The sequence below is a fragment of the Pseudogulbenkiania sp. NH8B genome (assembly GCF_000283535.1).
Lineage (GTDB): Bacteria > Pseudomonadota > Gammaproteobacteria > Burkholderiales > Chromobacteriaceae > Pseudogulbenkiania > Pseudogulbenkiania ferrooxidans.
In genome coordinates this window covers 3891813-3913833 of the sequence record NC_016002.1, presented here as the reverse complement: position 1 = coordinate 3913833, position 22021 = coordinate 3891813, and the positions used below count along the sequence as shown (strand labels likewise).

General features: G+C 66.4%; 21 protein-coding genes. 11 read left to right on the top strand and 10 right to left on the bottom strand.

The window, feature by feature from the left end; all coding sequences use genetic code 11:
• Positions 1-393: 393 nt before the first annotated feature.
• The 3 genes from NH8B_RS18070 to ybaK all read right to left on the bottom strand — a co-directional run bounded on the left by NH8B_RS18070 (position 394) and on the right by ybaK (position 3278).
• Positions 394-999 (bottom strand): c-type cytochrome, encoded by a 606-nt coding sequence (locus tag NH8B_RS18070; RefSeq protein WP_014088538.1) that lies wholly within the window; start codon positions 997-999, stop codon positions 394-396.
• Positions 1000-1011: 12 nt separating this feature from the next.
• A complete protein-coding gene (locus NH8B_RS18065) occupies positions 1012-2340 on the bottom strand; it encodes a hypothetical protein (protein ID WP_014088537.1) in 1329 nt (442 codons plus the stop codon).
• A gap of 455 nt (positions 2341-2795) precedes the next feature.
• Complete coding sequence (gene ybaK, locus NH8B_RS18060) at positions 2796-3278, bottom strand: Cys-tRNA(Pro) deacylase (protein ID WP_008952225.1); 483 nt, start codon at positions 3276-3278, stop codon at positions 2796-2798.
• 208 nt (positions 3279-3486) lie between these two features.
• On the opposite strand from ybaK, the gene NH8B_RS18055 reads away from it, so the two are divergent.
• Positions 3487-3915 (top strand): Hsp20/alpha crystallin family protein, encoded by a 429-nt coding sequence (locus NH8B_RS18055; protein WP_014088536.1) that lies wholly within the window; start codon positions 3487-3489, stop codon positions 3913-3915.
• A 43-nt stretch (positions 3916-3958) separates the two neighbouring features.
• On the opposite strand, the gene NH8B_RS18050 is transcribed toward NH8B_RS18055, so the two are convergent.
• The 4 genes from NH8B_RS18050 to NH8B_RS18035 form a co-directional block, all read right to left on the bottom strand.
• A complete protein-coding gene (locus NH8B_RS18050; RefSeq protein WP_014088535.1) occupies positions 3959-4636 on the bottom strand; it encodes a sulfite oxidase heme-binding subunit YedZ in 678 nt (225 codons plus the stop codon).
• Positions 4626-5534, bottom strand: coding sequence for a protein-methionine-sulfoxide reductase catalytic subunit MsrP (gene msrP, locus NH8B_RS18045; protein WP_014088534.1), 909 nt, complete (start codon positions 5532-5534; stop codon positions 4626-4628). The genes NH8B_RS18050 and msrP overlap by 11 nt, the downstream gene beginning before the upstream one ends.
• An 87-nt stretch (positions 5535-5621) precedes the next feature.
• A complete protein-coding gene (locus tag NH8B_RS18040) occupies positions 5622-6542 on the bottom strand; it encodes a TIGR01212 family radical SAM protein (RefSeq protein WP_014088533.1) in 921 nt (306 codons plus the stop codon).
• 122 nt (positions 6543-6664) lie between these two features.
• The gene (locus NH8B_RS18035) at positions 6665-6847 is read right to left on the bottom strand and encodes a protein MIGRI (protein WP_008952230.1); all 183 of its coding nucleotides are present in this window, start codon (positions 6845-6847) and stop codon (positions 6665-6667) included.
• Between the two features lie 159 nt (positions 6848-7006).
• Between NH8B_RS18035 and NH8B_RS18030 the strand changes: the two genes are divergently transcribed.
• The 3 genes from NH8B_RS18030 to NH8B_RS18020 all read left to right on the top strand — a co-directional run bounded on the left by NH8B_RS18030 (position 7007) and on the right by NH8B_RS18020 (position 10118).
• On the top strand, positions 7007-8149 hold the full coding sequence (locus tag NH8B_RS18030) for a homoserine O-succinyltransferase MetX (RefSeq protein ID WP_008952231.1): 1143 nt from the start codon (positions 7007-7009) through the stop codon (positions 8147-8149).
• Entirely contained in the window at positions 8146-8751 is a 606-nt protein-coding gene (gene metW / locus NH8B_RS18025; protein WP_014088532.1) for a methionine biosynthesis protein MetW, read from the top strand. Before NH8B_RS18030 ends, metW begins: the two co-directional genes overlap by 4 nt.
• A gap of 101 nt (positions 8752-8852) precedes the next feature.
• Positions 8853-10118 carry an AmpG family muropeptide MFS transporter gene (locus tag NH8B_RS18020; protein WP_008952233.1) on the top strand — a complete coding sequence of 422 codons (1266 nt, stop codon included), beginning with the start codon at positions 8853-8855 and terminating at the stop codon, positions 10116-10118.
• 456 nt (positions 10119-10574) lie between these two features.
• On the opposite strand, the gene wrbA is transcribed toward NH8B_RS18020, so the two are convergent.
• On the bottom strand, positions 10575-11177 hold the full coding sequence (gene wrbA / locus NH8B_RS18015) for an NAD(P)H:quinone oxidoreductase (RefSeq protein WP_014088531.1): 603 nt from the start codon (positions 11175-11177) through the stop codon (positions 10575-10577).
• Positions 11178-11310: 133 nt separating this feature from the next.
• Between wrbA and NH8B_RS18010 the strand changes: the two genes are divergently transcribed.
• Positions 11311-12522, top strand: a complete 1212-nt coding sequence (locus NH8B_RS18010) for a YihY family inner membrane protein (RefSeq protein ID WP_014088530.1) — start codon at positions 11311-11313, stop codon at positions 12520-12522.
• Here the strand turns inward: NH8B_RS18010 and NH8B_RS18005 are convergent.
• The gene (locus tag NH8B_RS18005) at positions 12477-13283 is read right to left on the bottom strand and encodes a DUF3025 domain-containing protein (RefSeq protein WP_014088529.1); all 807 of its coding nucleotides are present in this window, start codon (positions 13281-13283) and stop codon (positions 12477-12479) included. The two genes, NH8B_RS18010 and NH8B_RS18005, sit on opposite strands and share 46 nt — an antisense overlap.
• A 30-nt stretch (positions 13284-13313) precedes the next feature.
• Positions 13314-15527 (bottom strand): sensor domain-containing diguanylate cyclase, encoded by a 2214-nt coding sequence (locus NH8B_RS18000; protein WP_014088528.1) that lies wholly within the window; start codon positions 15525-15527, stop codon positions 13314-13316.
• Between the two features lie 221 nt (positions 15528-15748).
• Between NH8B_RS18000 and cysG the strand changes: the two genes are divergently transcribed.
• From cysG to NH8B_RS17970, 6 genes are all read left to right on the top strand, one after another.
• Positions 15749-17158: a siroheme synthase CysG gene (cysG, locus tag NH8B_RS17995; protein WP_014088527.1), complete on the top strand. Its 1410-nt coding sequence runs from the start codon at positions 15749-15751 to the stop codon at positions 17156-17158.
• 54 nt (positions 17159-17212) lie between these two features.
• Complete coding sequence (locus tag NH8B_RS17990; protein ID WP_008952239.1) at positions 17213-17614, top strand: PTS sugar transporter subunit IIA; 402 nt, start codon at positions 17213-17215, stop codon at positions 17612-17614.
• Positions 17607-17876 carry an HPr family phosphocarrier protein gene (locus NH8B_RS17985; RefSeq protein WP_014088526.1) on the top strand — a complete coding sequence of 90 codons (270 nt, stop codon included), beginning with the start codon at positions 17607-17609 and terminating at the stop codon, positions 17874-17876. The genes NH8B_RS17990 and NH8B_RS17985 overlap by 8 nt, the downstream gene beginning before the upstream one ends.
• A gap of 30 nt (positions 17877-17906) precedes the next feature.
• A complete protein-coding gene (ptsP, locus tag NH8B_RS17980; RefSeq protein WP_014088525.1) occupies positions 17907-19646 on the top strand; it encodes a phosphoenolpyruvate--protein phosphotransferase in 1740 nt (579 codons plus the stop codon).
• A 137-nt stretch (positions 19647-19783) separates the two neighbouring features.
• Complete coding sequence (gene rfaQ, locus NH8B_RS17975) at positions 19784-20869, top strand: putative lipopolysaccharide heptosyltransferase III (RefSeq protein ID WP_014088524.1); 1086 nt, start codon at positions 19784-19786, stop codon at positions 20867-20869.
• On the top strand, positions 20866-22011 hold the full coding sequence (locus tag NH8B_RS17970) for a glycosyltransferase family 4 protein (RefSeq protein WP_014088523.1): 1146 nt from the start codon (positions 20866-20868) through the stop codon (positions 22009-22011). Before rfaQ ends, NH8B_RS17970 begins: the two co-directional genes overlap by 4 nt.
• The last annotated feature ends 10 nt before the right edge of the window (positions 22012-22021 follow it).

Here is a 22021-nt window from a genome sequence, read left to right as displayed (position 1 = left end):
GCGGCCGAGTCATCCGCAAACCTTGTTATCTTGGGTTGCTGGTCAACTCGCTGGGGGGGCTCTCATGTTGCGGTGGCTGGCTGGGCTGTTGCTCACCGCACTGACCATCCCTCTGCTCCTCGCACGCATTCGCGCCGAGGAGGCTCTGCTGCGTTCGCAGTTTGGTGGAGAGTACGAGGCGTACTTTCCCCGCACATGGCGGCTGATCCCTTGGCTCTATTAATGTGAACGGGCAGGTTGGTCAGGTCTGATTCCCATCATTTCGACATCACGTCCCAAGTGCGCTTTGCTTCTAGTCGTAGTCGGCCGCGTGTTTCTTGGCCTCCATTTGTCTTCGGCCTGCATACGCCCCCGCCTGCCTGGCGGGCAAGGCCAGGCAGGCGAACGGGTCAATCACTGTAGGGTCTGCACATAGGCCCCGAGCGCTTGCATGTCGTTTTCACTCAAAGTCTTGATGATGGACTGCATGGCCGTAGCCGCAGGCCGTTGGCTTGTCTCGAACACATGTAGCTGTTTGACGATATAGGCAGCATGTTGATTGGCCAGGCGCGGGGCCACCTCGGTGCCTTCTGCCTTGGCACCGTGGCAGGCGGCACAGGCTGTTGTGCCACTGGCGGGACGGCCATTGTGGTAGAGCTCATTGCCCGCGCTGAGCAATGTGCGGTCTACCGGTGCGTGGTCAGGTTGTGGCTTTTGTGCGGCGAAATAGGCCGCGAGACCACTAATGGTGGCATCGTCCAGCGTCCCGGCTACGCCCCACATGTAGTCGTGGGCGGATTGATCGCTGCGATTATTGGCGCGGAACGCTCGCAACTGCTGTTCCAGATAGGCGGGTTGCTGCCCGGCTAGGCGCGGGAACAACGGGGAAACGCTGTTGCCGTCGGCACGGTGACAATTGGCACACCATTGCCGTGCTATATCTTCAGGGCTGCCTGCCGCCTGGGCATGTGCTGCCAGCAGACTGAGACCAAACACGGTCAAAATATGAGCGATACGCATGACGATTCCCCTTTAAAAGGCGATCCAGGTATAAAGGTAGGCCGTGTTGTTATCGCTGGCGTTGTGGCCGTTGCCGTCAAAGTTGTTGGTGGCACCGTTAAGTTTGAGGTAGCCGGTGTACTGCAACGCGAGTCGCCAGTATGGCTGGATCATGTAGTTCAACTCGGTGATATAACCGCGGGTATCCGGCCGGTTCGTGACTGGGAAGGCCACGTTGTCTTCCGACCCGCGCTGATCGAAGACGCCGAGCGTTACGCCATACTTGCGCTGGTACCAATACGAACCTTTTAGGTGGAAACTGTTGAGGGTACTGCTCGAATTTTCTCGGTCGACGCCGATGTGGGAGGCATCCCAGTTGGTATGCTCATGGATCAGCGACAGCTGGGCTGAGGCCGAATGCGGCTCTGCCAGATACTGGTACTGCATGTCAACGCCAATGTCGCGGAAATGGTCGGTCGGCGAGGTGCTGTCGGTTGGGTCGATATTCACCCTGGCGTTCATGCCGAACGTGCCGATCGACAACGAATGCGAGTCCCATTCACGATTGTAGGCAAAGCGCCAGTAGGGGTTGGTGCCCTGGAGCCGGCTGTCGATTTCGGCACCATGGCTCAGTACCGAAAAAGCACCGTCGGCAGTGCGATAGCCGCCCAGTTCAAAGTACCAGGATTTATTCAGGAAGGCGTAGGCGCTGAGTCCCGCTACCTGTTGTGCCAGCCCGCCTTCAATCAACGTGGCGGGCGGCGTGATACCCCACACCCCGGCGATGCGTGAACTCTGGAACGGAAAGGCAAAGGCCGGGGTCGAGTTCCATACATCCTGCACGGTCGGGTTGTTATTGAGCGTCAGGCCATAGATCAGGTCGAGATCCTCCCGGGAGATGTGATCGACCAAGCGGATGTCGTTATTATCGACCGAGGTGTGCCCGGAGAACTGGGTGGTGCCGTCCGCCTGCGGCTTGGCATTGAGGTTGTTATAGGTCCATTGCGAAAATAGCCCGACATGATCGGACAGCTTGCCCGCCACGAACAGGCTGCCTCCCTCCAGGACCGGGTCTCCATTCTTGGGAAAGCCCGCGTCGTTGCCTTGGGTGCTGTTGACTTGAGTGATCGAACCGATCGCCATCGCAGCTAGAGGAAACAGCTGAGTGGTGCCCAGGGTATAGCCGGACAATTTGAAGAGGCGTCCATACGGGGTGAGTTCTGGAAAACTGACGTGACAGGCGACGCAGGCCTGCCCGGTTTGGCGGGCATAGCTGGGGACGGCCTGCACCGCCCCCGGCCACATGATCGCCAATGCTCCCAGCACGGTTCCGATCCAACGTACGATTTGACCAAAATGCATGGCAACCTCCCCTAATAGCTAATCAGGCATACCATGTCGGTATAATGGGTTATCTCAGGCGGGAGAAAGCTGAGATTTGCATGAATTTGATCTGGATTAATCCGGGTGTGATTAGCTCTGTTGCCAAGGCCAAGGAGCGCTGGGGATGTAAAGTGCCGGGGTATCCTTACCGCCTAGAACGACCAGCAGCAACACCGTCGTCGATCCGCCGCATGTCGGAGGTGATAGTGCGGAACCATGCGGACCAGCAAAATTAACGCTTTAAGTCAAAATCGGCTGTTTTCATCCATTTTCTTGCCGACGTTCGACATCGATCCGGGCAGCAAGGCGATGCGATGTCGCTGAAGGGTCTCGACGACAAGGTGCTGTTCAGCAAGACCCTGGCCCAGGCCTGGGCAGGCCCCTGACGGCCACCGTTCTGGCCTGGGAGGCCAGGCGGTGGCATGGGCTCCTCGTCAGGCGGCGGCGTTGACCAGCGTCGGCTTCAGCACGCGCACCAGGTCGGCGGCGCTGATGGCCACCAGGAAGCCGCGCTTGCCGCCGTTGATGTAGAGCGTGTCGAGCTCGGCGATGCTCGCCTCCATGTACACCGGCATGGCGTGGCGCGTGCCGAACGGGCTGGTGCCGCCCACCTGGTAGCCGCTGTGCTTGTCGGCGGTCTTGGGGTCGCACGGGTTCACCTTCTTGGCACCGATCTGCTTCGCCAGCATGCCGGTGCCCACCTCGCGGTCGCCGTGCATCAGCACGATCAGCGGCTTCTTGTGTTCGTCTTCCATCACCAGGGTCTTGATGACGACGTGTTCGTCGACCCCCAGTTCACGCGCCGACACCGTGGTGCCGCCTTTTTCCTCGTAGGCGTAGAGATGGGGGCTGAAGGGCACGCCGTGCTCGCGCAGCACGCGCACCGCCTGGGTCACCGGGGTCTTGTCCTTGCTCATGGCTGTTGCTGTGGCGGTAGAAAGGGTGAAAGGGTAGGGCGAAACCGCGTGTCTGCCAAGATGCCGCCGCCGATTTGCGCTAGGTCAAGCCAGCCCGGATTAAGGTCTTGAAAATCATCGGCTAAGGACCATACCTAAGGTGAGCGGCTACCGGTCATGCCGGCGGCCGGGCGACTGTTTCTTGTAACCCGACAGGAGGAGTAACACCATGAAAGACCTGATTCGTCGCACCAGTCTTGAACCGTTGCTCGACGACATGTTCAAGGGCTTCTTCGTGCGGCCGTTCGGCTTCGAAGCCGGCGCCGACCTGGCCGGCGGCATCAAACTCGACGTCAAGGAAGACGACAAGGCGTACACCGTGCATGCCGAGATTCCCGGCGTGAAGAAAGAAGACATCAACGTGCAGATCGAAGGCGGACGGGTGCAGATTTCCGCCGAGGTGAAGAAAGAGTCTGAGACCAAGGAAGGCGAACGTGTGCTGCGTTCCGAGCGCTACTACGGCCAGGTGTCGCGCAGCTTCCAGCTGGCGCAGGACGTGGACCAGAGCACGGCCACGGCGCGCTACAACGATGGGGTGCTGGAGCTGACGCTGCCGAAGAAGACCGGCGGCACTTCGCGCCAGCTGACCATCGAGTGAGCCGTCCGTTCTGTGCTGAAAGGCCGCCGCGAGGCGGCCTTTTTCATGCCTGTGGCTTGCCCTGAGCGGCCGTCCTGGCTGTGCGTGCGCGCCAGTAGAGCCGCAGCCCCAGCAGCAGCGCCAGCACCGCGGCGTAGATCAGCGGCTGGCGGATGTCCTTCTTCACCAGCCACCAGTAGTGGGTGACGCCGAGTATCGCCACCGCGTACACCAGGCGGTGCAGCCGCCCCCAGTTGCGCTTGAGCCGGCGCAGCCAGCCGTCGGTGGAGGTCACGGCGAGCGGCGTCATCAGTAGCAGCGCGGCGAAGCCGACGGTGATGAACGGGCGCTTGGCGATGTCCTTGACGATGGCGTGCCAGTCGAAGAACTGGTCCAGCCACACATAGGTGGTGAAGTGCAGCGCGGCGTAGAAGAAGGCGAACAGCCCGAGCATGCGGCGAAAGCGCTGCAGCACGTTCCAGCCGGCGAGCCGGCGCAGCGGCGTCACGGCCAGCGTGGCCAGCAGCCAGACCAGGGTCCAGGTGCCGGTGGAACGGGTGATGAACTCGATCGGGTTCACCGCTTCGCCGTTGAGCACAATCCACGCCGTGCGCATCAGCGGCAGCAGGCAGGCGACGAAGACCAGCGCCTTGGCCAGCGCGAGCGGTCGCGAGGCGGGACGGGCGGGGTTGGCCGAAGCCCGCGTGCGCGCCGGCGAGGGCAGGGTCTTGTCAGAAATCACGGCGCAGGTCCATTCCCCGATACAGGCCGGCGACCTGCTCGGCATAGCCGTTGAAGGGCAGCGTCTTGCGCTTGAAGAATTCGCCGATGCGCCGCTCGCTCGCCTGGCTCCAGCGCGGGTGGTCCACCGCCGGATTGACGTTGGAGTAGAAGCCGTACTCGTCCGGCGCCGCCAGGTTCCAGCTAGTGAGCGGCTGCTGTTCGGTGAGGCGGATGCGCACGATCGACTTGATGCTCTTGAAACCGTACTTCCACGGCACCACCAGCCGGATCGGCGCGCCGTTCTGGTTGGGTAGCGGGTTGCCGTAGAGGCCCACCGCCAGGATGGTGAGCGGGTGCAGCGCCTCGTCCAGGCGCAGCCCTTCGCGGTACGGCCAGTCCAGCACGCGGCGCTGCTGGCCGGGCATCTCGGCCGGGCGCTGCAGGGTCTCGAAGGCGACGTACTTGGCCTTGCCGGTGGGTTCGACCTGCTTGAGCAGGCTGGCGAGCGGGAAGCCGATCCACGGGATCACCATGCTCCAGCCTTCCACGCAGCGCAGGCGGTAGATGCGCTCTTCCTGCGGGAATTTCAGCAGCTCCTCAATGCCGAAGCGGCGTGGTTTCGCCACGTCGCCGTCCACCAGCACGCTCCACGGCCGCGTCTTGAGGCGCCCGGCGTTGGCCGCCGGGTCGGCCTTGTCGGTGCCGAACTCGTAGTAGTTGTTGTAGCTGGTGATGTCCTTGAGGCTGTTGAGCGGCTCGCTGGTCGACAGCGGGCTCTTCCTGGCGGCGAGCGCGGCCAGCGTCTCGCCCGACAGCATCAGGCCGGCGGCGCCGAGCATGAAGTTGCGGCGGTTGAGGTAGACCGCTTCCGGGGTGATCTCGGAGGGCGGGATGTCGGACGGTTTCTTGATCAGCATGGTGGCAGTCTCCACGGGGAATTCACCTTAGTCGGCGTTCCCGGACTGATCTGACAGCCGATCGTCGAAACGGTTTCGCCGCCGCGCTCAGGCTCCCGGCCAGGGGCGGCCCAGCGCGCTGCCCTGCGGCCCGGCGGCGGCCAGGTTCGCGGCGATCGCCTGCAGCGCCGGCCAGCGCGGGCCGCACCATGCCGGGGCGATCAGGGTCGGCGCCTGCGCGGTGGCGGAGATGCGATGATAGACCACCTCGGGCGGGGTGTGGCGGATCAGTTCGGCCGCCAGCGCGGCGTAGTGCTGCTGCGTCAGCGGGGCGATCTCGCCGCGCCGGTACTGCGCCGCCATGCGGCTGCCGCGCACGATCATCAGCGGGTGCAGCTTGAGCCCCTCGACACCGATGTCGAGCACCGTGGCCAGGGTCTGGTGCACGTGGGCGTCGTCCTCGCCGGGCAGCCCGGCGATGAGGTGGGTGCAGACCTTGAGCCCGTGCCGGTGCGCCCGCTGCACCGCGTCGCGGTAGTCGGCGAGGCCGTGGCCGCGGCGGATGCGTTCCTGGGTGGCGTCGTGCGCGGTCTGCAGGCCCAGTTCGAGCCAGATCTCGTAGCCCTGCTGCTGGTAGTCGGCGAGCAGCTCGAGCGCGCTGTCCGGCACGCAGTCCGGGCGTGTGCCGACGCACAGCCCGACCACGTCGCTCTGCGCCGCCGCCTCGTCGTACAGCGCCTTGAGCGTGGTCACTTCGGCGTAGGTGCTGGTGTAGGCCTGGAAGTAGGCCAGATAGCGCCGGGCGCGGTCGGTCTTGTGTTTTTCGCGCGCGATCTGCTCGGCGATGGAAAGGGCGGCGGCGTCGCGGCCAAAGCTTTTGACGTCGCAGAAGGTGCAGCCGCCGCGGTCCAGCGTGCCGTCGCGGTTGGGGCAGGTGAAGTCGCCGGCCAGCGACAGCTTGTGCACCTTTTCCCCGAAACGGGTCTTGAGGTAGTGGCCGAAGGTATGAAGGTGGCGGGTCAGATCCATGCGCGGCCGGGCTCGTCGGCGGAAAAGCCGGCAGTCTAGCGGCTTTGCCGCGCCGCCGGCCTGAGCCGGATCAAGGATTCCGGGGCGAGGCGCCGGTCTGGTGCGGGGCGTGCGTCAGGGGGCTACAGCCGGTGGAAGCCCGCCAGGTAGAGCCCGACGAAGATCAGCGAGCTGATCAGGAGCGCCTGCGCCAGAGTCTGGAACAGTTCGCGCAACGTCTCCTTCTGGCGGCGGTTGAGCAGCCAGCGCGCCACGGCGTAGAGCACGGCGCAGAGCACGAAGAACTTGAACAGGCGACCGATCATGGGGGGCCCTGGCGGGAAGGAGAGGCGATTATCCGGCGCCGGTGCTATGCGCACAAGCCGATGCAGATATAATCGTTCAAAACCGCGCCGGCCCGGACCGGCCATAACACGTACGCCTTGAAGCCGACAAAACCATATCAAAGAGGCACTGTTTTCACTATGTCCACAACCGAATCGTCGGTCGGTATCGTCAGCGCCCAGCAGGCGCTGTTCGACGTGCCGCTCGATCTGGCCTGCGGCAAGACGCTGACGTCGTACCAGCTGATCTTTGAGACCTACGGCGAGCTGAACGCCGCCAAGAGCAACGCCATCCTGATCTGCCACGCGTTGTCCGGCCACCATCACGCCGCCGGCCGCTACCAGCCGGACGACAAGAGCGCCGGCTGGTGGGACAGCATGATCGGGCCGGGCAAGCCGATCGACACGCGTCGCTTCTTCGTGGTGGCGCTCAACAATCTGGGCGGTTGCCACGGTTCTACCGGCCCCTCCAGCATCAACCCGGCCACGCGCCAGCCGTGGGGCTCGGCCTTCCCGGTGGTGACGGTGCCGGACTGGGTGACGGCGCAGGCGCGGTTGGCTGACCGTCTCGGCATCGACCGCTGGGCGGCGATCATCGGCGGCTCGCTCGGCGGCATGCAGGCGCTGCAGTGGAGCATCGACTACCCCGATCGCGTCGCCAACGCCATCGTCATCGCCTCGGCGCCCAAGCTGTCGGCGCAGAACATCGCCTTCAACGATGTGGCGCGCCAGGCCATCCTCACCGACCCGGACTTCCACGGCGGCGACTTCTACCAGCAGGATGCCATCCCGCGCCGCGGCCTGCGCCTGGCGCGCATGCTGGGCCACATCACCTATCTGTCGGACGACGGCATGGGCGAGAAATTCGGCCGCATGCTGCGCTCCGGCGAGTACAAGTTCGGCTACGACGTGGAGTTCGAGATCGAGTCCTACCTGCGCTACCAGGGCGACAAGTTCTCCGACTACTTCGACGCCAACACCTACCTCTTGATGACCAAGGCGCTGGACTACTTCGATCCGGCCAAGGACCACGGCGGCGACCTGGTGGCGGCGCTGAAGAAGGCGACCGCCAACTTCCTGGTGGCGAGCTTCACCTCCGACTGGCGCTTCTCGCCCTTGCGCTCGCGCGAGCTGGTGCAGGGCCTGATCGCCGCCGACAAGCGCGTGGCCTACGGCGAGATCGAATCCGCCCACGGTCACGACGCCTTCCTGATGACCGACCAACCCTATGTAGACCTGATGCGCGCCTACCTCGACCGTGTAGCCAAGGAGGTGGCGGCATGAGCCAGCACTCCGAAACGACCTTGCGCCCCGACCTGCGACTAATCGCCGACTGGATTCCCGCGCGAGCCCGCGTGCTCGACCTGGGCTGCGGCGACGGCGCCCTCTTGGCCCACCTGCAGAGCCACAAGCAGGTGGCGGGCTACGGCGTGGAGATCGACGTCGGCAACATCGCGCGCTGCGTATCCGCCGGCGTCAACGCGGTGCAGGGCGACCTGGAGGCGGGGCTGGCCGATTTCCGCGACGGCAGCTTCGACCACGTCATCCTGTCGCAGACCATCCAGGCGATGCAGCACACCGAGGAGATCCTGCTGGAGATGCTGCGCGTCGGGCGCGAGGCCATCGTCACCTTCCCCAACTTCGGCTACTGGGAAAACCGCTGGCAGATCCTGCAGGGTCACATGCCGGTGTCGGAGACCATTCCCTACCAGTGGTACGACACCCCCAACATCCACTGGTGCATGCTGGGCGACTTCGAGGCGCTGTGCGCCAAGAACGGCATCGGCGTGCTGGAGCGGGTGGTGATGAACGAGGGGCGGCGCATCCGTGTCCTGCCCAACCTGCGCGGCAGCCTGGCGTTCTACCGCGTGGCGCGCCACGCTTGACGCGCGGGGTGGCTCGGGCCGCCCCGTTGTTTCACGGACCCCGCGCCCGAACCACGCCATGGGCACGGGGTCTAGCCTCTTTCGGCCAACCTTTGCCCCCTATGACTGAATCCGCGATTTCCTGGCGCCGCGTGATCTTCTCGCGCACCATGCTCACCTGCGTGTTCACCGGCTTCGCCTCCGGCCTGCCGCTCTACACGCTGATAAACCTGCTGCCGGCCTGGCTCAGGAGCGAAGGGGTGGACCTCAAGGCGATCGGCCTGTTCGCGCTGATCCAGCTGCCGTTCACCTGGAAGTTCGTCTGGTCGCCGCTGATGGACCGCTACGCACCGCCGCTGTTCGGGCGCCGGCGCGGCTGGATGCTGCTCACCCAGCTCGCGCTGATCGCCACCATGGCGGGGTTCGGGGCGTTCACGCCGAAGCAGGAGCTGTGGGCCATCGCCGCGCTGGCGCTGGCGGTGGCGTTCTGCTCGGCGAGCCAGGACATCGTGCTCGACGCCTTCCGCCGCGAGATCCTGAGCAACCAGGAGCTGGGGCTCGGCAACACCATCCACATCAACGCCTACCGCCTGGCGAGCCTGATCCCCGGCTCGCTGTCGCTGATCCTGGCCGACCACCTGCCGTGGGGCACGGTGTTCTGGATCACCGCGCTGTTCATGCTGCCGGGGGTGGCGATGACGCTCGCGGTAAGCGAACCGAAACTGGCCGCGGCGGCGCCGAAGACGCTGCGCGAGGCGGTGGTCGAGCCGTTCCACGAATTCCTCACCCGCAGCGGCCTCAAGGGCGCCGCGCTGGTGCTGGGCTTCATCTTCCTCTACAAGCTGGGCGACAGCATGGCCACCGCGCTGGCCACGCCGTTCTACCTCGACATGGGCTTCACCAAGTCGGAGATCGGGCTGGTGGCGAAGCACGCCGGGCTGTGGCCGGCGGTGATCGGCGGCCTGCTGGGCGGGGTGTGGATGATCAAGCTCGGCATCAACCGCGCGCTGTGGGCGTTCGGCGTGGTGCAGGTGGTGTCGATCCTGGGGTTCGCCTGGCTGGCCGGGCAGGGACCGTTCACCAGCATCGGCGCGGCGGAGCTGTCGCGCCTGGCGCTGGTGATCGGCTTCGAGGCGCTCGGCGTCGGTCTCGGCACCGCCGCCTTCGTCGCCTACATCGCGCGCACCACGCACCCGGCCTACACCGCCACCCAGTTCGCGCTGTTCACCAGCCTGGCGGCGGTGCCGCGCACCGTGGCCAACGCCGCCACCGGCTACCTGGTCGAGGCCATCGGCTGGGCGCCGTTCTTCCTCTTGTGCACGCTGCTGGCGCTGCCGGGCATGGCGCTGCTGGCGAAGGTCGCGCCATGGGGGCGCGACGACGGCTGAGAGCCACTTCACAAGCATTCCCTATACCGTTTATCGATCTAGATATTTATGTCCGCTAGAGGATTTAGGGGTGGTGCTGACCGCTGGCAGGCAAGGGGGCTGTGTCGCCAGCCCCCTTGCAACCCCAGGCGACCCCGACGGCCCGTGAATTCCCGCCTGGGCTGGGTAGGGCAAGGCGCCGCCGAACGCCATGCGTGCAAATCCATCGCTGGGCCAATCGGAGATTGGCACGCGGAGATTTGCTCAGCGGACCATTTGCTAACGTCACATCGCTCAAACAAGCGGCGGCTTAAAACCTCGCTCTACCCTGCCCAAGCGGCACGGGCCAACGGGGAGTGGGGCGAGCACGTAGGATGGGTGGAGCGCAGCGCAACCCATCTCCGATGTGATCCGGCCCGGGCGGCGCAATATGGCGTGGCGGCGCGCAGGTTATGCCCCTGCCGCCGCTCGGCCCTGTCAGTCGTGTTTGGCCGCCAGTTTCAGCGCCGCTTCGGCCAACCTTTTGCCCTGGGCGATGGCCAGCGTCTTCTCGTCGTCGCTGATGCGGCGGTCGTTGTTGAGCCCGGCGACGTGGCTGACGCCGTACGGGGTGCCGCCGGACTGGGTCGTGGACAGCGCCGGCTCGGTGAACGGCAGGCCGAGGATCAGCATGCCGTGGTGCATGAGCGGCAGCATCATCGACAGCAGCGTCGATTCCTGGCCGCCGTGCAGGCTGGCCGAGGTGGTGAACAGGCAGGCCGGCTTGCCCGCCAGGGTGCCCGCCATCCACTCCGCACTGGTGCCGTCGAGGAAGTATTTCAGCGCCGCGGCCATGTTGCCGAAGCGGGTCGGGCTGCCCAGCGCGAGGCCGATGCATTCCGCCAGGTCGCGCCGTTCGACGTAGGGCGCACCGGCCTCCGGCACGGAGGGCTCGGTCGCCTCGCACACCGTCGACACCTTGGGCACGGTGCGCAGCCGCGCCTGGCAGCCGGGCACGCTCTCGATGCCGCGCGCGATCAGCCGGGCCAGCTCGCGCGTGGCGCCGTGCTGGCTGTAGTAGAGAACCAGAATATCCTGCATATCGTCGTCCGAATCGTTACCATAAAGCGATAAGCATCAATCTTAGTGCAATTCGGCCGGCTTGCCGCGCCGCGCGGAATTTTCCGTCGTTCAACGCACTCTTTAGTCCCTTTGCCGAAATTCTGATCCATTCATGTGTCTTGCCAATCGAATTGAACCCTACCGCGGCTTCGCCCGTTTCCTCGCCCGCCGGGTCGGCACGCATCGCGTGCTGCAGGTGGCCGGCAGCCTGACCTTCACCACCTTGCTGGCGCTGGTGCCGCTGTTGACCATCGTGCTGACGGTGGTGGCGGCGTTCCCGGTGTTTGCCGACTACAGCGCGCGCTTCAAGCTGATGCTGCTGTCGACGCTGGTGCCGGAGTTCGCGGGCAAGGTGATCACCGTCTACATGCGCCAGTTCGCCGACAACGCCGAGAAGCTGACCGCCGCCGGCATCGTCATGCTGGGGCTGACCTCGCTGATGCTGATGTCCACCATCGAGCGCACCTTCAACGCCATCTGGAGCGTGCGCCGCAGCCGTCCCTGGCTGCAGCAGGGCATGGTGTACTGGAGCGTGCTGACGCTGGGGCCGATCGCCTTCGGCGGCGGCCTGATCGGCTGGCACTGGCTGCTCAAGGCGACCCATTTCGAGCGCTATTCGCGCCTGCTGGACGAACTGCTGCAGCGCGGCGGCAGCATCTTCCTGACCACGCTGGTGTTGTCGCTGCTGTACCGCGTGGTGCCGAACCGTTTCGTGCCCTACCGTCACGCGCTGTGGGGCGCGCTCGTTACCGCGCTGTTGCTGGAGGTGACCAAGGCGGTGTTCGGCTTCTACATCGGCGAGGTGGCGTCGTACAAGCTGGTGTACGGCGCCTTCGCCAGCATCCCGATCCTGTTGCTGTGGGTGTACTGCCTGTGGCTGGTGGTGCTGACCGGCGCGGTGTTCACCGCCTCGCTGTCGTACTGGGAGGGGCAGGCGTGGCGCCGCCGCTTCGAGCCGCGGCGCCGCTTCCTCGACGCGCTGGAGGTGCTGCTGCTGCTCGACACCGCGCAGCGCCAGGGCGTGGCGCTGACGCCGGTGGAGCTGCGGCGCGAGGTACAGGTGGGCTACGACGAACTCGGGCTGGTGCTCGACAAGCTGGCGCAGCTGGGTTACGCCCAGCGTGGCCAGCGCGACGGCTGGGTGCTGATGCGCAAGCTCGAGACCATCCCGCTCGCGGAGCTGTTCCAGCTCTTCGTCTACCGCTCCGACGTCGGCTACGACGACGATATCGGCCAGGGGCTCGACACCCTGCTGGCGCCGGCGCTGGAGCGGCTCGATCAGGAGACGCTGGCCGACTTCGCGCGCCGCGTCGGGCGGAAGTAGTCGGTGTTGGCGTAGAACGCCGGATCCTCGTTGTCCGGCCACCAGCCGGGAATCCCCAGCAGTGGCAGCGGCCACAGTTCGCGCGGCCGCGCCAGCCAGCCGTCGTCGGCCAGCGCTTCGGCCAAGCGGTAATCGAGCTGGGCCAGTTGCCGGGCGTAGGGTTGGCCGAAGAACGCGTCATCCACCGCCAGCACCAGCGCCTTGCCGCACCAGCCCAGGTGCGGTTCGAGGCCGGTCTCGAACAGCGCGTGGCCGAGCGTGAACACGCCGATGCGCCGCCCCCAGTCGTGCCTTCTTGCCACGAACAGCTCATGCCAGCGCATGTCGTCCAGTGCCGCGGTCAGCGCCGGGTCGGTGCTGGCGACGACCGCCCCGCATTCGTCCAGCAGCGTGGCGGCGTCGCGCAGCGGGCCGCGCCGCACCTCGCCGCGGGCGATGGCGCGGGCGTGGCGCGCGTTCAGCGCCGCCTTGCTGCGCGGCCACGCCAGCCAGGCCAGCGCGTTGAACCAGTCGTGCCAGTTGCCGTGGCGGGTCGGCACCTCGCCGCTCTGCGCGATGTGCAACTCGTAATAGTCCTGCGGCTCCAGGTCGCAGACGAAGCGCAGGTCGTTCGGTACCGCGCAGCCGGCGGCGCGGGCGCGCTCCAGCAGGCGGTCGTAGTCGGCCTGGCCCGGCCAGTCGTCGCCGTCGGCGAGCGGGGCGTAGGGGCGCAGCGGGGCGTACAGCGGATGGGGGAAGTAGGTCGAGTGCCAGCGGGTCACGATGGGGCGCGATGAAGCAAAGGCGCCATTCTACCCCGCTAGCGGCAGCGACGGCGGGTCGCCGTCGTAACGGATGCGGTTGCGCCCCAGCGTCTTGGCCTGGTAGAGCAGGGTGTCGGCGCGGCTGAGCGGGCCGTCGATGTCCTTGTCGTCGGGGAACACCGAGGAGATGCCGATGCTCACCGTGTAATGCACCGCGACGCCGCAGGCCATCACCACGCTGCCGTCGACCTCGGCGCGCAGGCGCTCGGCCAGGATGCCGGCCTCGGCCAGCGTGGTGAACGGCAGCAGCACGCCGAACTCCTCGCCGCCGAGCCGCCCGACGATGTCGGCATGGCGGAAGGTGTTGCCGCACAGCGTGGCGAAGTGCTGCAGCACCTGGTCGCCGGTGGCGTGGCCATGCTGGTCGTTGATGCTCTTGAAGTGGTCGAGGTCCATCATCATGATCGACAGGTCGTGGCCGTAGCGCTTGCTGCGCAGCACCTCGGCCTCGCCCACCTCCATGAAGGAACGGCGGTTGAGCAGCCCGGTCAGGCCGTCGCGCGTGGCGAGGAAATACAGCTGCTTCTCGTGGCGGTCGCGCTCCAGCGCGATCGACGCCAGGTGCGTGCAGCGGTCGGTCAGGCGCAGCTCGGCCTTGCCGGGGTTGCGCGGGGTCGGGTAGTAGATGGCGAAGGCGCCCAGCATCTCGCGGCTGCTGGAGTAGATCGGCGTCGACCAGCACGAGCGCAGCCCGTGCGGCAGCGCCAGATAGCGGTAGTTTTCCCAGCGCGGGTCGTGGGCGATGTCGCTCACCACCACGCGCTCGCCGGAGAACACCGCGCTCCCGCAGGAACCGGTCTCGGGGCCGATGGCCAGGCCGTGCAGGAAACCGCTGAAGCTGGCCGGCAACGACGGCCCGGCCGCCAGGTTGAGTTCGGTCTTCTGCTCGTTGAGCAGCATGATCGAGCACACCGCCTGCGGCCGCTGCGCCTCCACCAGCCGGCACAGCCGGGTCAGGATATCGTTCAGCGGCTGGTTGTTGGCGATCATCTCCATCACCGCGTTCTCGTCGGCCAGCAGGCGCGAGCCCAGGCGCAACTCGGTGATCTCGCGCCCGATCGCCAGGATCGACACCAGTTCGCCGTGCGCCCCCAGCTCGGGAATCAGGTGGATGCTGAAGGTCGCCGCCTTGCCGAAGACGTCGAGCTCCACCTCGAGATGGCGTGCCTCGTGCCGCGCCAGCACCGCCTGGAAAGCCGGCTCCAGGGTGTCCAGCGCGCCCTGTGGCCAGCCCTGCTGGCGCAGCGTCTTGCCCAGATGCTCGTGGCGCGGCAGCGGCAGGTAACGGGTGATGCTGCGGTTGATGAACTGGCAGCACAGGTTCAGGTCGTAGCGGGCGATCACGTCGTCGGCGTTTTCCACCAGGGTGCGGAACACCTGCTCGCGCCGCAGCAACTCGCTTTCGGCGTGCTTGCGCGAGGTGATCGACTGGCACAGGCCGACGATGGCGCTGATTCGGCCGTCCTCGTGGCGCAACTGGGTGCGCTGCTCCAGCCATTCCCAATGGCCGTGGCCGTGGCGGAAGCGGAACTCAAGGTAGGCCGAGCCGGTGGCGAGGCGCTCCGGGTGCTCCAACATGGTGCGCAGGGCGTCGCGGTCGTCCGGGTGCACCCGTTCCAGCCAGTGGTCGAAACCGATGTCGACCCAGCCCGGCGGCAGTCCCAGCACGTTATCCGCCGCCAGCACCCGGCCGTAGACGCGGCGTGGCGCCAGGCGGTACTCGAACAGCGCCAGGCGCGAATCTTGCAAGGCCTCCCGCCATAGCTGCTGGCCGCGCTCGTCGTCGTCCTGCTGGCTGATGTCGTGCAGCAGCAGCCAGCTGAGGCCGGCGTCCTGGCCATCGAGGTCGGCAAGGCGCTTTTCCAGCCGCAACGACAGGGGGGCCGCCGCCGGGCGGTTCAGCTCGCAGCGCCGGGTTTCGCCCCCGCCGCCGTGATCGGCCAGCCAGCTGCGGGCCTCGCCTGGCAGGTGCAGGTCGTCGAGGTGGGCGAGCGGGGCGCCCAGCAGGCGCCGCGCCGCCGTGTTGGCCTGCAGGATGCGGCCGTCCGTGTGCAGCAGCAGGCAGGGCGCAACCATCTCCGCGCAGGCCTGCAGCCGGCGTTGGCGTTCATGGTGGCGGCGCTGCAGCGTCGTGACGGCACTACCCAGTGCCATGCCCGCCAGCATGGCCAGTAGCGCCAGCAGCCAGCCCGATGACGGCATCAGCGGCGACCCCTGATCAACCTGAAGGGACGGGCTGCCACTGGAAAAGGCAGAAATACGGTCGTGCAGCGTGGGAAAATCGGTGTCAAGCGGGCCTCTGCGTGGCGGTCAGTCTCTTCCAGTATCATAGGACGTCCTGTGTTGCTCCGGACGAGTTCCACGGGTCGTCGTTTTTTTACAACATTTGCAGTATGCTTGGGGCATCGATGGGAGCCGCCTGAATGGATTATTTTCCGATCTTTATGAAACTGCGCGGCGAGCCCTGCTTGGTGGTGGGAGGGGGCGAGGTCGCCCTGCGCAAGGTGCGCCTGTTGCGCTCGGCGGAAGCGGCGGTAACCGTGGTGGCGCCGGAGCTGGTGGCCGAACTGCGCGCCATGGCCGGCGCGGGAGACATCCGCCATGTCGACGGCCGCTTCAGCGGCGAACAACTGGCCGGCATGCGCCTGGTGGTGGCCGCTACCGACGACCGCCGCGTCAACCTGGCGGTGGCGGAGGCCGGCCGGGTGCAGGGCATCCCGGTCAACGTGGTGGACGACCCCGACATCTCTAGCTACATCACCCCGGCGATCGTCGACCGCTCGCCGCTGGTGATCGCCCTCTCCACCGGCGGCGGCGTGCCGGTGCTGGCCCGCCTGCTACGCGCCCGGCTGGAAAGCCTGATTCCCGCCGGTTACGGCCGGCTGGCGAGCTTTGCCACGCGTTTCCGCGATCGGGTCAAGGCGCGCTTCGGCGAGGTCGAGGCGCGGCGCATCTTCTGGGAGTCGGTGCTGGAAGGCCCGGTGGCCGACGCCGTGATGCTGGGCAACGACGAGGCCGCCTGTGCCGAGATGGAAAAGCGGCTAGCCAGCGCCGACGACAAGCCGACTGGCGCGGTCTACCTGGTGGGGGCCGGTCCGGGCAACCCCGACCTGCTCACCTTCCGCGCCTTGCGCCTGATGCAGCAGGCCGACGTGGTGCTGTACGACAAACTGGTGGCGCCGGAACTGCTGGAGCTGGTGCGGCGCGACGCCGAACGCATCTACGTCGGCAAGGCGCGCGCCAACCACGCCTTGCCGCAGGAAGACATCAACCAGCTGATGGTGCGGCTGGCCCAGGAGGGACGGCGCGTGGTGCGCCTCAAGGGCGGCGACCCGTTCACCTTCGGCCGCGGCGGGGAGGAGATCGAAACCCTGGCGGCGCACGGCATCCCGTTCGAGGTGGTGCCGGGCATCACCTCCGCCAGCGGTGCGGCCGCCTACGCCGGCATCCCGCTGACGCACCGCGATTACGCGCAATCGGTGGTGTTCGTCACCGGCCATCGCAAGGACGACAGCATCGACCTCGACTGGCCGGCGCTGACCCGTCCCGAGCAGACCGTGGTGGTGTACATGGGCGTTTCCACCGCGCGCGAGCTGTGCGACGCTTTCATCGCCCACGGCAAGCCGGCCGAGACGCCGGCGGCGGTGGTCGAGTGGGCCACCACGGCGCGCCAGCGCACCGTCACCGGCACCCTGGCCAGCCTGCCCGAGGTGATCGCCCGGCATGGCGTGCAGTCGCCGGCGCTGATCATCATCGGTGAGGTGGTGAAGTTGGCCGAAACGCTCAGTTGGTACCGCCGCATCGAAAGCGAGCCTGTTACAATCAGAAACTGATTTCAAAACAAGGACTCTCCGCGCGGGCTGGCGGTTGCAGGAAACTGGATAGACATGGTTGGCGTACTGATTATTTCTCACGGCGGGCTGGGTGACAGCCTGGCCGATTGTGCCCGGCACATTCTGGGCCGCAACCCGGAAAACCTGGCGACCATGGCGGTGGACAAGAACGACGATCCCGACCGCAAGCTGGCCCAGGCGCGGGCGCTGATCCAGCAGCTCGACCAGGGCGAGGGAATGCTGGTGCTGACCGACATGTACGGCGGCACGCCGTCCAACATTGCCAGCCGCCTGGTCGACAGCGGGCGGGTGGAGGCCATTGCCGGCGTCAGCCTGCCGATGCTGGTGCGGGCATTGTGTTACAGCAGCCAGCCGCTGGATCTGGTGGTCAAGAAAGCCGTGACCGGCGGGTTGGAAGGCGTGATCAATATTATTGCCGGGGAGGCAAATGCTTAAATCAGAGGTTGAAATCATCAACAAGCTCGGGCTGCACGCGCGTGCCTCCAGCAAGTTCACCCAGACCTCCAGCCGTTTCAAGAGCGAGGTCTGGATCTCGCGCAACGGCCGTCGCGTCAACGGCAAGAGCATCATGGGGGTGATGATGCTGGCCGCGGCCAAGGGCTCGACCGTGGTGCTGGAAGTGTCGGGCGACGACGAGCAGGCCGCGCTGGACGCGTTGGTGACGTTGATCAACAACCGCTTTGACGAGGCAGAGTGATAACTGCCGGGTAACGGAGGGACGGGGACCATGAGCATCATCATGCACGGCGTTGCCATCGGCGGGGGGGTGGCCATCGGGCGCGCCCATCTGATTTCCCGCAGCATGGACGACGTGACCCACTACGTGCTGGTGGCGGACGAGGTGCCGGCGGAAATCGCCCGTTTCGACGAAGCGATCAAGGCGACCCGCAAGGAACTCGAGATGCTGTGGGGCAGCATCCCGGAAAACGCCCCGGCCGAGCTGGGCGCCTTCCTGTCGCTGCACATCATGCTGCTGGGCGACGTCGCGATCTCGCGCGAGCCGCGCGACATCATCGCCACCCAGCGCTGCAACGCCGAATGGGCGCTCAAGCTGCAATGCGATGCGCTGGTCGAGCAATTCGAGGCGATCGAAGAAGAGTACCTGCGCGAGCGCAAGCACGACGTGCTGCAGGTGGTCGAGCGCATCTTCAAGAACCTCAAGGGCGAGGCCTCGTCGCTGGCCGCCCCGGAGGCGTTCGACGACGACATGATCCTGGTGGCGCACGATCTGTCGCCGGCCGACATGGTGTACTTCAAGGATTCCAGCTTCGCCGCCTTCGTCACCGACGTCGGCGGCACCACCTCGCACACCGCCATCCTCGGCCGCAGCCTGGACCTGCCGTCGGTGATCGCGCTGCACCATGCGCGCGAGCTGATCCGCGAGGAGGAAATGGTGGTCGTCGACGGACAGAGCGGCGTCATCATCATCAACCCCGACGAGGTGGTGCTAACCGAGTACCGCCGCCGTCAGCGTGCCTGGCGCGATGCCCGGCGCAAGCTGTCGTCGATCCGCAAGTCCAATGCCAAGACCCTCGACGGCACCCCGATCGACCTGCTGGCCAACATCGAACTGCCGCAGGACGTCGATGGGGTGCTCTCCGCCGGCGCGGTCGGCGTCGGCCTGTTCCGCAGCGAATTCCTGTTCCTCGGCCGCGACACGCTGCCGTCCGAGGACGAACAGTTCGAGGCCTACCGCAAGGTGGTGGAGAACATGAAGGGCCTGCCGGTCACCATCCGCACCATGGACCTGGGCGCCGACAAGAATCCGCGCTGGCTCAATCACGGCGTGGCCGACAACCCGGCGCTGGGACTGACCGGCATCCGCCTCTGCCTGGCCGAGCCGCTGTTGTTCCGCGCCCAGCTCAGGGCGCTGCTGCGTGCCTCGATGTTCGGCAAGCTGCAGATCCTGTTCCCGATGATCAACTCGCTGCACGAACTGAAGCAGGCGCTGGTACAGCTGGAGTACGCGCGCGAGGAGCTGCGCGACGAAGGCATCGCCTATTCCGCCGAGCTGCCGGTCGGGGTCATGATCGAAATCCCGTCGGCGGCGCTGGTGGTGGGCAGCTTCCTCAAGCACGTCGATTTCATTTCCATCGGCACCAACGACCTGATCCAGTACACGCTGGCTATCGACCGCAACGACGACTCGGTCAGCCACCTCTACGACCCGGTGCATCCGGCGGTGATCAAGCTGATCCTGCACACGCTGCGCACCGCGATCAAGGCCGGCACGCCGGTGTCGGTGTGCGGCGAGATGGCGGGCGATCCACGCCTGACCCGGCTGCTCTTGGGCATGGGCTTGCGCAAGTTCTCGATGCACCCGGCCAACCTGCTGTCGGTCAAGGACATCGTGCTCAAGACCCACCTCGACCAGATCGCGCCGCTCGTCGGACGCATGCTGAGAAGCGAGGACCCTGATAAGATTGCCGACCTGCTACAACAATTGAACGCTGAGCCGGCTGTCTAGTCGTACCGTTCGGGTAGCGCTGTGCGCTCCCGGCGCGACGCTCCGTCCCGACTCATCTGGTCTGACGCCGCCTTCCGCTGCTCGCGGAATGGCGGCGTCGGCGTATTTTAAGGGCCCCACAGCCGGCTGTTTTTCTTATGCTCAAGGACGTCATCGATCTTGCCGCCGTGAAGCGGGTGCTGGTCATCAAACTGCGCCATCACGGCGACGTACTGCTGACCTCCCCGGTGTTCTCGGTGCTGAAACAACACGCCCCGCACGCCGAACTGGACGCGCTGGTGTACCACGATACGCGTGACATGATCACGCAGCACCCCGCCGTCAGCCGGGTATTCACCATCGACCGCCAGTGGAAAAAGCTCGGCATGTTCGGCCAACTCCAGGCCGAGCTGGCGCTGCTCGCCCGTCTCCGGGGGCGCCACTACGATCTGGTGGTGCATTTGACCGAACACAAGCGCGGCGCCTGGCTCACCCGGCTACTCAAACCACGCTGGGCGGTGGCGCGCAGCGGCAACTACGGCAAGTTCTTCGCCAGGAGTTTCACGCATCGCTATCCCATCGTGGCCGGCAACCGGCGCCATACCGTCGAGTTGCACCTGGACGCGCTGCGCCGTATCGGCATCCAGCCGGGCCCCGACGAGCGCGCCTTGACGCTGGTGCCCGGCGCCAACGCCGAGGCGGTGGCCGGGGCGAGGCTCACGGCGCTGGGGCTCGAATCGCAGCGCTATATCCTGATCCACCCGACCTCGCGCTGGCTGTTCAAGACCTGGCCGGTGCAGCACATGGCCTCCCTGATCGATGCACTGACCGCACGCGGCGAACAGGTGTTGCTCACCGCCGCGCCGGATCCGGCCGAACTGGCGATGCTGGAGCAGATCCAGCAGGAACTGGCGCGGCCGGTGGCGAGCCTCGCCGGACAGCTGACGTTGAAGGAACTGGCGGCAGTGATCGATCAGGCGCGGCTGTTCGTCGGGATGGACTCGGTGCCGATGCACATGGCGGCGGCCTTGCAGACCCCGACCGTGGCCTTGTTCGGCCCGTCCGGCGACATCGAGTGGGGGCCGTGGAAGGTGCCGCACCGCGTGCTCACCGAACCGCTGTCGTGCCGCCCCTGTGGCCGCGACGGCTGCGGTGGTGGCAAGGTCAGCGAATGCCTGACGCTGATCGGCCCCGAGCGCGTGCTGGCGGCAATCGACGACGTGCTGGCGGAGGTGGGGGCATGACCCGGCTCGCCATCGTGCGCCAGAAGTACAACCCTGCCGGCGGTGCCGAGCGCTTCGTCAGCCGTGCGCTGGCGGCCTTGCAGGCCAACGGCGCGCTGGAGGTTAGCCTGATCGCACGGCGCTGGGAGAAGCTGGATGGGGTGGCGGCGCTGACCGCCGACCCGTTCTACCTCGGCAATGTCTGGCGCGACTGGGGTTTCGCCCGTGCCGCGCGCCGCCTGTGGCAGCGCGAGGGCTTCGAGCTGGTGCAGTCGCACGAGCGTATTCCCGGCTGCGACATCTACCGCGCCGGCGACGGCGTGCACGCCGCCTGGCTGCAGCACCGCCGCCGCGCCTTGTCCGGCTGGTCCGCCTGTGCACTCAAGCTGAATCCCTATCACCACTACGTCTGCGCCGCTGAGCGGCGCATGTTTCTCGATCCGCGCCTGAAGCTGGTGATCTGCAACGCGCACCTGATCAAGCGCGAGATTCAGCAGCATTTCGGCCTGCCCGAGGACAAGCTGGCGGTGATCTACAACGGTGTCGACACCGAGACTTTCCACCCGCGCCTGCGCGCGCAGCACCGTGCCCGGCGGCGTGCCGAGCTGGCCATTCCCGCCGAGGCACCGACGCTGCTGTACGTCGGTTCCGGTTTCGAACGCAAGGGCGTGGAGCGCGCCGTGCGCGCCGTGGCGGCGCTGGACGGGGTGTACCTGGTGGTGGTGGGCAAGGACAAGCACGCTGCGCGCTACCAAAGGTTGGCCGAAGAACTGGGCATCGCCGAACGAGTGCGCTTCACCGGCGCCCAGGGCGACGTCAAGCCGTATTACGGCCTGGCCGATGCCTTCATCCTGCCGACCCTGTACGATCCGTTCCCCAACGTCTGCGTCGAGGCGCTGGCCAGCGGCCTGCCGCTGTTCACCACCACCACCTGTGGCGCGGCTGAGCTGATCGAAGAGGGGCGCAACGGTTGGGTGCATGACGCGCTGGACCAGCTGGGCCTGGTCGAATCACTGCGCGCCTGGCTGGCGCGGCGCACCGACTGGCCAGAACTGGCCGCCGCCGCCCGCGCCACGGCCGAGCCGCTGACGCTGGAGGCGATGGCCGCGCAATTGGTTAACGTCTATCAACGTTTCCTCCCCGGCCCCCACATCGCGGTATAATCCGCTGTTT

What these genes read in the sequence shown, in the direction of transcription:
- NH8B_RS18070 (WP_014088538.1), bottom strand. Translation starts at nt 999, where the DNA reads ATGCGTATCGCTCATATTTTGACCGTGTTTGGTCTCAGTCTGCTGGCA.
- NH8B_RS18065 (WP_014088537.1), bottom strand. Translation starts at nt 2,340, where the DNA reads ATGCATTTTGGTCAAATCGTACGTTGGATCGGAACCGTGCTGGGAGCA.
- ybaK (WP_008952225.1), bottom strand. Translation starts at nt 3,278, where the DNA reads ATGAGCAAGGACAAGACCCCGGTGACCCAGGCGGTGCGCGTGCTGCGC.
- NH8B_RS18055 (WP_014088536.1), top strand. Translation starts at nt 3,487, where the DNA reads ATGAAAGACCTGATTCGTCGCACCAGTCTTGAACCGTTGCTCGACGAC.
- msrP (WP_014088534.1), bottom strand. Translation starts at nt 5,534, where the DNA reads ATGCTGATCAAGAAACCGTCCGACATCCCGCCCTCCGAGATCACCCCG.
- NH8B_RS18040 (WP_014088533.1), bottom strand. Translation starts at nt 6,542, where the DNA reads ATGGATCTGACCCGCCACCTTCATACCTTCGGCCACTACCTCAAGACC.
- NH8B_RS18035 (WP_008952230.1), bottom strand. Translation starts at nt 6,847, where the DNA reads ATGATCGGTCGCCTGTTCAAGTTCTTCGTGCTCTGCGCCGTGCTCTAC.
- NH8B_RS18030 (WP_008952231.1), top strand. Translation starts at nt 7,007, where the DNA reads ATGTCCACAACCGAATCGTCGGTCGGTATCGTCAGCGCCCAGCAGGCG.
- metW (WP_014088532.1), top strand. Translation starts at nt 8,146, where the DNA reads ATGAGCCAGCACTCCGAAACGACCTTGCGCCCCGACCTGCGACTAATC.
- NH8B_RS18020 (WP_008952233.1), top strand. Translation starts at nt 8,853, where the DNA reads ATGACTGAATCCGCGATTTCCTGGCGCCGCGTGATCTTCTCGCGCACC.
- wrbA (WP_014088531.1), bottom strand. Translation starts at nt 11,177, where the DNA reads ATGCAGGATATTCTGGTTCTCTACTACAGCCAGCACGGCGCCACGCGC.
- NH8B_RS18010 (WP_014088530.1), top strand. Translation starts at nt 11,311, where the DNA reads ATGTGTCTTGCCAATCGAATTGAACCCTACCGCGGCTTCGCCCGTTTC.
- NH8B_RS18000 (WP_014088528.1), bottom strand. Translation starts at nt 15,527, where the DNA reads ATGCCGTCATCGGGCTGGCTGCTGGCGCTACTGGCCATGCTGGCGGGC.
- cysG (WP_014088527.1), top strand. Translation starts at nt 15,749, where the DNA reads ATGGATTATTTTCCGATCTTTATGAAACTGCGCGGCGAGCCCTGCTTG.
- NH8B_RS17990 (WP_008952239.1), top strand. Translation starts at nt 17,213, where the DNA reads ATGGTTGGCGTACTGATTATTTCTCACGGCGGGCTGGGTGACAGCCTG.
- NH8B_RS17985 (WP_014088526.1), top strand. Translation starts at nt 17,607, where the DNA reads ATGCTTAAATCAGAGGTTGAAATCATCAACAAGCTCGGGCTGCACGCG.
- ptsP (WP_014088525.1), top strand. Translation starts at nt 17,907, where the DNA reads ATGAGCATCATCATGCACGGCGTTGCCATCGGCGGGGGGGTGGCCATC.
- rfaQ (WP_014088524.1), top strand. Translation starts at nt 19,784, where the DNA reads ATGCTCAAGGACGTCATCGATCTTGCCGCCGTGAAGCGGGTGCTGGTC.
- NH8B_RS17970 (WP_014088523.1), top strand. Translation starts at nt 20,866, where the DNA reads ATGACCCGGCTCGCCATCGTGCGCCAGAAGTACAACCCTGCCGGCGGT.